Below are 7,303 nucleotides of genomic sequence, written 5' to 3'. Positions count from 1 at the left end.
ACGTCTGTTGGCAAACAGGACAGAGATAGCGTTGATGTCCGTTGGGCATCTTGCCGTGTTTATGGGCTTTAGAATGATCACACAAAGGGCATTGCATGGACGAGTTGCAGATGAGAGATCCCCTCTACTCTACCAATCCCACGTTTATTTGACGCACTACCATCAAGGTTATCAATGAGCGCCTAGAGCTAGAAGTTAAAAAAGGTGACGTAGTGCAAGCGGGGATGGTAATTTCTAACTCTGAGGTGGGCATGGGTTCACTCAAGGTAGAGCCGCTAATCTACAGATTAATTTGCACCAATGGGATGATCGCTCAAGACCACAGCCAGAAGCGATATCACGTAGGGCGCAACGCAGAGGAAGGCGAGGCTTACGAGTTATTTAGGGACGAAACAATCAAAGCCGACGACCGAGCATTTTTTCTTAAGGTGCAGGACACAGTAAGGGCAGCAGTAGATATTACCAAGTTCACAACAATTGTTGACCGGATGAAAGAGGCAACAGAACAAAAGATTGAAGGCAATCCTGTTAAGTCTGTAGAACTGCTAACAAAGAGCTTTGGCTACAACAGCGAGGAAAGCTCAGGCATACTGCAACACCTCATTCAGGGCGGTGACTTATCGGCTTATGGCTTGCTCAATGCGATCACGCGCACGAGCCAAGACCTAGAGGATTATGAACGGGCGACGGCGTTAGAGCGTGATGGTAGCCGGGTGTTGTCTTTGCCTGCTTCTAGTTGGAAAGAAATTGCGATGGCGAAGTAACTTGCGATGACTAGCTGGCGCGTTACTTCGCCAGCTTAATTCTGGGCAGAAGTTGACGTTGAGGCTTTAACAATTATCGGAGGTTCATATATGGAAAGCAGCATACTTCCAGCATTATTAATGAGCGCGATCGCCTTTTTAATTCCGTTAGCGCAGATTGTTCTATTCAAAGCACTTCTACGTTCTGGAATTAAAAACTAATTGTCCGCAGTCAATCTGAGCAAACTACTTACTAGGAAAAGGAAGGCAAACACTTATGGATTTTGAACGTAGAAAGATTGAAAAACGACACTCTAACAAGATTATTTTAGAGTATGACATTATTGGAGATGTTGATATAGTCAAGTGTCAACAGATAGCTAATAGTTTGGCTGCTTCGATTCCCGTACAGTTATTATACGATCGCCGCATCGAAGTCACTTGTAGCAAAGCTTCGGTACAACCATTGCCCCTGAAGACTTATGACCAGGTGCAACTACCTCCCTTAGAGATGACCGTAAGCGTTTTGGGCAGAAGAAAATAGTATGTACGAACACCACATCAAAGACATGGCTTCGAGTTTAGTCGAAGCAGGGTTAGCTACAGATGGGCAGCAGGTAGAACTTATACTATCGCAGTATTGGGCGGACAAAGTAGCGGTTGTTTGGACAACCGATGACGTGCATAGCGTTCAAGACGATTTTGATGAGGATACTGGCTCGTCTTCTCTCCCGGAAGAACAGGCAATTAATGTATTACAGGAAGCATTCAACAGTCACGATGCTGACAATGGCATTACTTGGGAAAGCTTGCGGTACTGGAGCGAGGAACTTGCGGAGGAATTATGCAACTAAGAATAATCAAAGATACCAACAATCAGGGAATCGGCAAACTGGGTAAAATTGATGGTCAAGTAGGCATGGAACTAGCGAACGGTTACAAGGTTGTCAAGGTCAATGATAAAAGTGTAATCGCGGAGCATGATGGTCATACCGGAAAGTTTCTCTCCATAACCTCAATTTATTATACTGAGGCGACTCGTTGGGGATTTACCGGTTCGGTCGTAAACCATCAAGCGGAGAAGAAAGCAGCTATAGCACGGAAGTTTGAGCGCGGCGAAGCTATTTTTCAGCAACACTACAAGCAAAATATAACCTTGTTATTAGAGGATGCTGTAGAACGTGCGGGTTACGAATTTGCAAAGAAAGTGCAAGCACAGAGGCAGTTGGCAATATCTAATTTTCTAGTAGCTGAGTTGGAAACAGCCGAAGGAGAAGACAGCAAAAAATTTGTGCTGACTTTTGAGGTATCGACTCCAACGAGCGACTACAGAATGTCCAGAACTTTTGAAACAGAAAGCGAAAATCTAGCTCGTGATGAGGCAGTGGAGATGGAGTGGCAATTATGCAGTAACACATCAAAAGTTCTTTTTGCAAAATTAGAGGTGTTATGAGCGACCATATTCTCACTATGGGCGATATCGTCAAACTCAAAGAACTCTACCGTCCAGAAGAATGGGTACTGCTTAAGCCTAGTGGTTGGAGGGGCTTTGAGTTTGGCATTGTTGTCGAAATCCTCTCCTATCAGTTTTCAGTTAATGGTGAATCCTACGGCAATCAAGAGCAACCGCGTAACGTGAGCTTGCACTTGTACGATGCTATGGGACAGCTGATGATCTTCCCGCAGTATTTAGAGAAGGGCTTGCTCGTTCCTACTTATGTTGACTTCCACCTATCCGAGCTAATCTTGTATCGTATTGCTTCCCAAGATGGGTACGAGACTGTAGCAGACCCGCCGGATTGGGAAAAGGTTTGGGACGATGAGAAAAGTATCTTGCGGGAGTTTGGAGTTGATTTGTGACTACAACCTTTGGTCAAGTTATCCGCACGGCGCGTACTCGCCTTGGCTATAGCCAGCGCGAACTGGCGGCGATGGTAGAAGTAGACTTTACTTACCTATCTAAACTGGAGAGCGACAACACCCAATACCCACCCAAAGAGTATGTAATCCAACAGTTAGCGCACTACTTGGGCTTGGATAGAGAGGAGTTAATGTGCCTAACGGGTCGCTTGCCCGAACGGTATCAAGACTTTCTAAAACAGCACTACAAGGCTATGCCCGCGTTGTTCCTGTGGATGCGGCAAGCTCCAGACTTTGCAGTCAGGATAATACAATAGTACATCAGTACCATAAGAGAGGTAATTTTATGGATGACAGCAACGCATACCTGCAAGCAATCTTGCAAGAATTACAAGCATCAAAACAGCAACTTGGTTTTGGGCATTCTCCTAAACCGCGATACATATATGCCAACCGCCAGTATGCTGAGTGTTTGTGGTATTTCTGGGATGGTGCGAACAAAAAACATGAGCCGATTTTATTTCAAGCTTTGACGGGAATTGTTGAGAGGCTAGAAATAGAGCAAAAAGAATATAAGGGTAAACCAGACCATAAAGTTAATCTTTATATTCGTGCTGAGCGTAATTATATAATTCAGTCGGGTTATGAAACACTCTTTGCTAAAGGTTTAATTTACACGCTTGCTACGTTACCAGTTGTTTCTTTCAATAAACCAATGACAATTGCTGTAGAACCTGGAGACACGGAGCAAGTATTATTCTCGCGTGTCTATAACCCAGTAACTGGACGAGCAGCGTATGCGCCCTATAACGAGCCTGTTAATTGGCAGCACACAATAGCACGGGCAATCTCTAAAATCGATACAGCGCACGGGCGGGTAGAGCAAACAACCCAGATACCCCAGACTGCTTAGAGCATTACTTGCCCTAATTCATTAACTAGGGGTTAGAACAATTATCTAGCCCCATTTTGTCATGAAAAAGAGAGAGCTAACAATGTTAGAACCAGTATTTACCAAACAAAAAAGCCTTGGGGAATTACAGCATTTGCTCAAGCATTATCAGCAGGTGTACCCGCAAGCAAAACAGAGAGGAAAGATTGTCTTGCGGCATTACATCAAAAAGGTGAGTCACCAAATTCAACACTTGCAATTCCGTTCCAATCGCCGATAAACGAGAGTAATATGAGCGCCTAAGTCAACCAATTATCAAAAAATATGCAAATTACCACAGTCGGTATCGAGTACAAACAAAAGCTAAATTTGGGAAATTATGAAAGTCTGGAACTGGGGATTAACTTGTACGCCAAGGTAGATGTGGATGAAGAAGCAGAAGCAGTAGCAGAGCTTCTGCTGAAACAAGCAGAGGCTATTGTGAAGGCGCAAGCGGCTCCGGTGCTAAAGGGTGTCAATTACCAGGCTCAAGTGAAGCATAAAGAATCTTGGGCAGCAGTGTCGGATGAGGAAAGTAAGTTTTAAATACTTTTGGGAAAAAGGAAACCATGACAAAAAATCTTGAGACTCCAAAACTAGAGGCGTACTTACAGCAGTTCTCATTCCGATAAAGTACAGCTTTAGGATTTAATTACTGTGAGGTCATGCTTAAGGTGTACTGCACTCAAGTGCGAACCGCTATAGTTTCCAATCCAACAGGATTAGCAGAGTTATCCGAGGCAGTAGAAACCGCTCTAGCAAGCGTTGAAGGTTGTGCCTCAGTCGAGCTTGTAACTCCTAATGGAGAAAAGTTTACTTTGCACATTATTCGCAGAATTGCTAATGGCTAATCCACGGTTAAATCAACGTCAAAAAACCTGGCTCAAGTCCTTCCTCAATCAACATCCTTATTACAAGTTACGGCGAATCTCTGAAGGCTTGAGTGGCGATCGCATTTTGCTGTTGGAAGGGATGGAAAGCTTGCCCTTGCCAATGATTCGGGAGTTTGCAGAAGCAACGGCAGGTTATCGGTGGCATAGCTTGAGCGTCCAACTTCGCGTCTACGGGGATGTCCGAAAAACCGCAACTCAAAAAGTAACTACTGTCTATCCGCATTGCAACATCGGTGATAGGATGAGTGACAGCAATAGAGAGGGGCAACTTGCTCTTTCCATTGCAACTGTTCTCGATATCCCAGCACCAGTCAATCCCGTTGTTGTCAACTGGAAACCCAAAGGCAAAGCCAGAGACAAACTAGGCGTTCAGCTAAGTTTACCTGTGAGTGGGCTGGAGGCAAAGTTGTTTGCCTTGCGTCAACAAGCACGTCCTCACCTGCCGCCAGTTTCTTCCCAAGAATTGTTGGCAGAAAAAGTACGAACTTGGAATGCACAGGAGAAACGCGAGGTAGAATTGCCCCAGGTAATCCTTGACTTGCTGCTTGCCCAAAGTGCAACCGACGAGGAGTGGCAGTCAGCAATAGACCTGTTTGAAGTGATTGGGTTGTCGGCAACTATTAACATCATTGAGGATTTGCCAGCATTGCGTCAGCACTTCAATAGAGAGGCTTCTACGGCGAAGGCATCAGCACAAGTTAAGGTTTCTGCTAGTAGAACAAAAGGAAAACAACAAGTATCAGTTACGCAATCATGAAAAAAATCATTGTAACAGCATTGTTATTGCCCTTGCTAACCTTGGCATTACCAGGATTTACTCAAGTAACAATAGACTTCCAATCCCAACCAACTTCCGAGCAGTTGATTCAAGTAATCGAAAATGCAACCAAAGACAAAAACTACTCTACGGCTTTGCGAGTGGCAAATAATGCCATAAAACAGTTTCCCGATCTAGCTGAGGCTTACTATTATCGTGCGATCGCCCTGAGTAACTTAGGTCAATCAGAGGCAGCCCGACTCGATTTCGAGCAAGCCAAAAAGCTTTATCTGGGTCAGCTAAAATCTGGTAAAATTGGCGCTCAGGAAAAAAGCGAAGTAAGGGTAGATTTAGAGAGGATTGAGCAAAATTTGAACCTACTTAATCGGTAAGGTGAGCAGAAATGTTGAGGTTTGTATTTCCCAGCGATTACTTCAATCCCAAAAAGGTAGATGAAACGTATGGGGAGCAGGTTAATTGCCTACGAGATGTAGGATTTGAAATATCATGTATTTCATTGGAAACATTGGCATTGGGAACAGCTAGAATTTTCCCGATGCCAGCGCCACAGTCAAAAGTAGTTTACCGAGGCTGGATGCTTACATCTAGGGAATATTCACTGTTAGTTGATAGTGTAAGAAATGCTAGTAGCGAGGCTTTGACTTCTCATGATGAGTATCTAGCAACCCACTACTTATTTAACTGGTATTCATTAATTCACGATTTAACGCCAGAAACTCGCTTTTTCTCGGTTGATGAAAATTTAGAACTTGCCTTGAGTAAGCTAGGTTTGGGCAGGTTTTTCATCAAAGATTATGTTAAGTCTCTCAAAACCTCAGTGGGAGCAGTAATTAATGAGCCTTCAGCAATCAGAACAGTCGTGGCTCAAATGTACAAGTTTAGAGGCAGTATTGAGGGCGGTCTTTGCGTCAGACGAGTTGAAGATTTTGTTACTAAAACAGAGAAACGTTATTTTGTGATAAATGGCAAATCATTTGCTGCACTACCGGGTGAGGAAATTCCCGAAATTGTTGAGGAATGCGCCAAACGAATTAAAAGTAAGTTCTTCTCAGTAGATGTAGTAGAACGCACAGATGGTTGCAAACGGATTGTAGAAATTGGTGACGGTCAAGTGTCAGATTTAGTTGGTTGGACGGCTGAACGATTTGCAGAGCTTTGGGTAGAAACAGCAAGGGCAAGCAAGTAAGAGAGAATGAGCAAATGTAGTGCTTTAGAACCCGCCCCGACGCGATTCTATGCTCCATTGGGGCTGTTTGCTGAGGAGGATTTGCGCCAATTAAGCGCTGAATATTTAGGCGAAGTTATCGTATCCCCCGGCGGCAGCTTTCGTTATCGCGTGATTTCGGGTCCACTGTGTCGGCTCTACTGGGAGCGAGGGAAACCCCAGCCAAATGTCAACGAATCAGCGTATTGTCGAAACTCTAACGGCAAAGGCTGGAAGCGATCGCATTCTAACTTCCTTTCTTACCAGGTAGCAGGCGGCAACTTTGTCACGGTGCGATGGCAAGTGCCAGTACAGCAGAGTAAAGAATCTGTCGGCGTAAATGCTCAAGTGGCATGAAACCTGCCATACTTTTGCTCAATCGTCATCATCATCTTCTTCTTTTTGTTCAGTATTTTCCGGCGCTTCTTCAGCCTCTCCTCCTCCAAAATCGCAGGCTGACAGTGGCATCATTAGACCCAATAGCAGCAGAAAACTAATAATTGGCGATCGCATCAAAATATTTCCTCCTTTTTTGTCGTTGTCCAGGCGCGGCAAAGACGTAGAAATATAGCATCACTACAGTAAGATTACAAATTATTCTACATCGTCTTGAGCAGAGGTAGAGCAAGTCTAGGGCGCGTCAGCAAGTGCAGGGCAAGAAATATTACTTCATCAGTACCGTAAATAAATAACATTCACACCCGCCAGTTGCAACGACTAGCGGGTTTCGTTTTACCCATAATAGGACTCAACCGAATGCTTAATTTGGTAGTGCGTCAGATTATTGTGGGATAGGTCACGATATCATTCCAAGTCCATGGTCGAGAGGTTAATCCTGCTCGTTGTGCGGCAGTGGACTTGAACCGACTATGCTGCCAAATCCAATTGAAGTAA

At 44.4% G+C, this 7,303-nt stretch carries 16 protein-coding genes and 1 pseudogene; 14 read left to right on the top strand and 3 right to left on the bottom strand.

The window, feature by feature from the left end:
* On the bottom strand, window positions 1–97 hold a 97-nt coding region (locus tag AC2VE5_RS23170; RefSeq protein ID WP_486886923.1), incomplete at its 3' end, for an IS1/IS1595 family N-terminal zinc-binding domain-containing protein.
* A 64-nt stretch (window positions 98–161) separates the two neighbouring features.
* On the opposite strand from AC2VE5_RS23170, the gene AC2VE5_RS23165 reads away from it, so the two are divergent.
* The 14 genes from AC2VE5_RS23165 to AC2VE5_RS23100 all read left to right on the top strand — a co-directional run bounded on the left by AC2VE5_RS23165 (window position 162) and on the right by AC2VE5_RS23100 (window position 6,766).
* Complete coding sequence (locus AC2VE5_RS23165) at window positions 162–764, top strand: DUF932 domain-containing protein (protein ID WP_486890023.1); 603 nt, start codon at window positions 162–164, stop codon at window positions 762–764.
* 256 nt (window positions 765–1,020) lie between these two features.
* On the top strand, window positions 1,021–1,287 hold the full coding sequence (locus AC2VE5_RS23160; RefSeq protein ID WP_486890022.1) for a hypothetical protein: 267 nt from the start codon (window positions 1,021–1,023) through the stop codon (window positions 1,285–1,287).
* A gap of 1 nt (window position 1,288) precedes the next feature.
* On the top strand, window positions 1,289–1,597 hold the full coding sequence (locus AC2VE5_RS23155) for a hypothetical protein (protein WP_486890021.1): 309 nt from the start codon (window positions 1,289–1,291) through the stop codon (window positions 1,595–1,597).
* A complete protein-coding gene (locus AC2VE5_RS23150) occupies window positions 1,588–2,196 on the top strand; it encodes a hypothetical protein (RefSeq protein ID WP_486890020.1) in 609 nt (202 codons plus the stop codon). The genes AC2VE5_RS23155 and AC2VE5_RS23150 overlap by 10 nt, the downstream gene beginning before the upstream one ends.
* Window positions 2,193–2,603, top strand: a complete 411-nt coding sequence (locus AC2VE5_RS23145) for a hypothetical protein (protein ID WP_486890019.1) — start codon at window positions 2,193–2,195, stop codon at window positions 2,601–2,603. Before AC2VE5_RS23150 ends, AC2VE5_RS23145 begins: the two co-directional genes overlap by 4 nt.
* The gene (locus AC2VE5_RS23140; RefSeq protein WP_486890018.1) at window positions 2,600–2,920 is read left to right on the top strand and encodes a helix-turn-helix domain-containing protein; all 321 of its coding nucleotides are present in this window, start codon (window positions 2,600–2,602) and stop codon (window positions 2,918–2,920) included. Before AC2VE5_RS23145 ends, AC2VE5_RS23140 begins: the two co-directional genes overlap by 4 nt.
* 29 nt (window positions 2,921–2,949) lie before the next feature.
* Window positions 2,950–3,516: a hypothetical protein gene (locus tag AC2VE5_RS23135; protein WP_486890017.1), complete on the top strand. Its 567-nt coding sequence runs from the start codon at window positions 2,950–2,952 to the stop codon at window positions 3,514–3,516.
* Window positions 3,517–3,598: 82 nt separating this feature from the next.
* Window positions 3,599–3,775, top strand: a complete 177-nt coding sequence (locus tag AC2VE5_RS23130; RefSeq protein ID WP_486890016.1) for a hypothetical protein — start codon at window positions 3,599–3,601, stop codon at window positions 3,773–3,775.
* Window positions 3,776–3,819: 44 nt separating this feature from the next.
* Window positions 3,820–4,080, top strand: a complete 261-nt coding sequence (locus AC2VE5_RS23125; RefSeq protein WP_486890015.1) for a hypothetical protein — start codon at window positions 3,820–3,822, stop codon at window positions 4,078–4,080.
* 119 nt (window positions 4,081–4,199) lie between these two features.
* Window positions 4,200–4,385 carry a hypothetical protein gene (locus AC2VE5_RS23120; protein WP_486890014.1) on the top strand — a complete coding sequence of 62 codons (186 nt, stop codon included), beginning with the start codon at window positions 4,200–4,202 and terminating at the stop codon, window positions 4,383–4,385.
* Window positions 4,378–5,184 carry a hypothetical protein gene (locus AC2VE5_RS23115; protein ID WP_486890013.1) on the top strand — a complete coding sequence of 269 codons (807 nt, stop codon included), beginning with the start codon at window positions 4,378–4,380 and terminating at the stop codon, window positions 5,182–5,184. Before AC2VE5_RS23120 ends, AC2VE5_RS23115 begins: the two co-directional genes overlap by 8 nt.
* The gene (locus tag AC2VE5_RS23110; protein WP_486890012.1) at window positions 5,181–5,576 is read left to right on the top strand and encodes a tetratricopeptide repeat protein; all 396 of its coding nucleotides are present in this window, start codon (window positions 5,181–5,183) and stop codon (window positions 5,574–5,576) included. Before AC2VE5_RS23115 ends, AC2VE5_RS23110 begins: the two co-directional genes overlap by 4 nt.
* An 11-nt stretch (window positions 5,577–5,587) precedes the next feature.
* On the top strand, window positions 5,588–6,391 hold the full coding sequence (locus tag AC2VE5_RS23105; RefSeq protein ID WP_486890011.1) for an ATP-grasp domain-containing protein: 804 nt from the start codon (window positions 5,588–5,590) through the stop codon (window positions 6,389–6,391).
* A 6-nt stretch (window positions 6,392–6,397) separates the two neighbouring features.
* On the top strand, window positions 6,398–6,766 hold the full coding sequence (locus AC2VE5_RS23100; protein WP_486890010.1) for a hypothetical protein: 369 nt from the start codon (window positions 6,398–6,400) through the stop codon (window positions 6,764–6,766).
* Window positions 6,767–6,784: 18 nt separating this feature from the next.
* Here AC2VE5_RS23100 and AC2VE5_RS23095 read toward each other — a convergent pair whose 3' ends face one another.
* A complete protein-coding gene (locus AC2VE5_RS23095) occupies window positions 6,785–6,922 on the bottom strand; it encodes a hypothetical protein (protein WP_486890009.1) in 138 nt (45 codons plus the stop codon).
* A 263-nt stretch (window positions 6,923–7,185) separates the two neighbouring features.
* A pseudogene (locus tag AC2VE5_RS23090) lies at window positions 7,186–7,303 on the bottom strand (IS1 family transposase); the annotation flags it as partial.

The organism is Aliterella sp. E5.1 (assembly GCF_057473825.1).
This window is presented reverse-complemented; position numbering and strand designations above follow the sequence as displayed.

What these genes read in the sequence shown, in the direction of transcription:
- AC2VE5_RS23160 (WP_486890022.1), top strand. Translation starts at nt 1,021, where the DNA reads ATGGATTTTGAACGTAGAAAGATTGAAAAACGACACTCTAACAAGATT.
- AC2VE5_RS23155 (WP_486890021.1), top strand. Translation starts at nt 1,289, where the DNA reads ATGTACGAACACCACATCAAAGACATGGCTTCGAGTTTAGTCGAAGCA.
- AC2VE5_RS23150 (WP_486890020.1), top strand. Translation starts at nt 1,588, where the DNA reads ATGCAACTAAGAATAATCAAAGATACCAACAATCAGGGAATCGGCAAA.
- AC2VE5_RS23145 (WP_486890019.1), top strand. Translation starts at nt 2,193, where the DNA reads ATGAGCGACCATATTCTCACTATGGGCGATATCGTCAAACTCAAAGAA.
- AC2VE5_RS23135 (WP_486890017.1), top strand. Translation starts at nt 2,950, where the DNA reads ATGGATGACAGCAACGCATACCTGCAAGCAATCTTGCAAGAATTACAA.
- AC2VE5_RS23130 (WP_486890016.1), top strand. Translation starts at nt 3,599, where the DNA reads ATGTTAGAACCAGTATTTACCAAACAAAAAAGCCTTGGGGAATTACAG.
- AC2VE5_RS23125 (WP_486890015.1), top strand. Translation starts at nt 3,820, where the DNA reads ATGCAAATTACCACAGTCGGTATCGAGTACAAACAAAAGCTAAATTTG.
- AC2VE5_RS23120 (WP_486890014.1), top strand. Translation starts at nt 4,200, where the DNA reads ATGCTTAAGGTGTACTGCACTCAAGTGCGAACCGCTATAGTTTCCAAT.
- AC2VE5_RS23115 (WP_486890013.1), top strand. Translation starts at nt 4,378, where the DNA reads ATGGCTAATCCACGGTTAAATCAACGTCAAAAAACCTGGCTCAAGTCC.
- AC2VE5_RS23110 (WP_486890012.1), top strand. Translation starts at nt 5,181, where the DNA reads ATGAAAAAAATCATTGTAACAGCATTGTTATTGCCCTTGCTAACCTTG.
- AC2VE5_RS23105 (WP_486890011.1), top strand. Translation starts at nt 5,588, where the DNA reads ATGTTGAGGTTTGTATTTCCCAGCGATTACTTCAATCCCAAAAAGGTA.
- AC2VE5_RS23100 (WP_486890010.1), top strand. Translation starts at nt 6,398, where the DNA reads ATGAGCAAATGTAGTGCTTTAGAACCCGCCCCGACGCGATTCTATGCT.
- AC2VE5_RS23095 (WP_486890009.1), bottom strand. Translation starts at nt 6,922, where the DNA reads ATGCGATCGCCAATTATTAGTTTTCTGCTGCTATTGGGTCTAATGATG.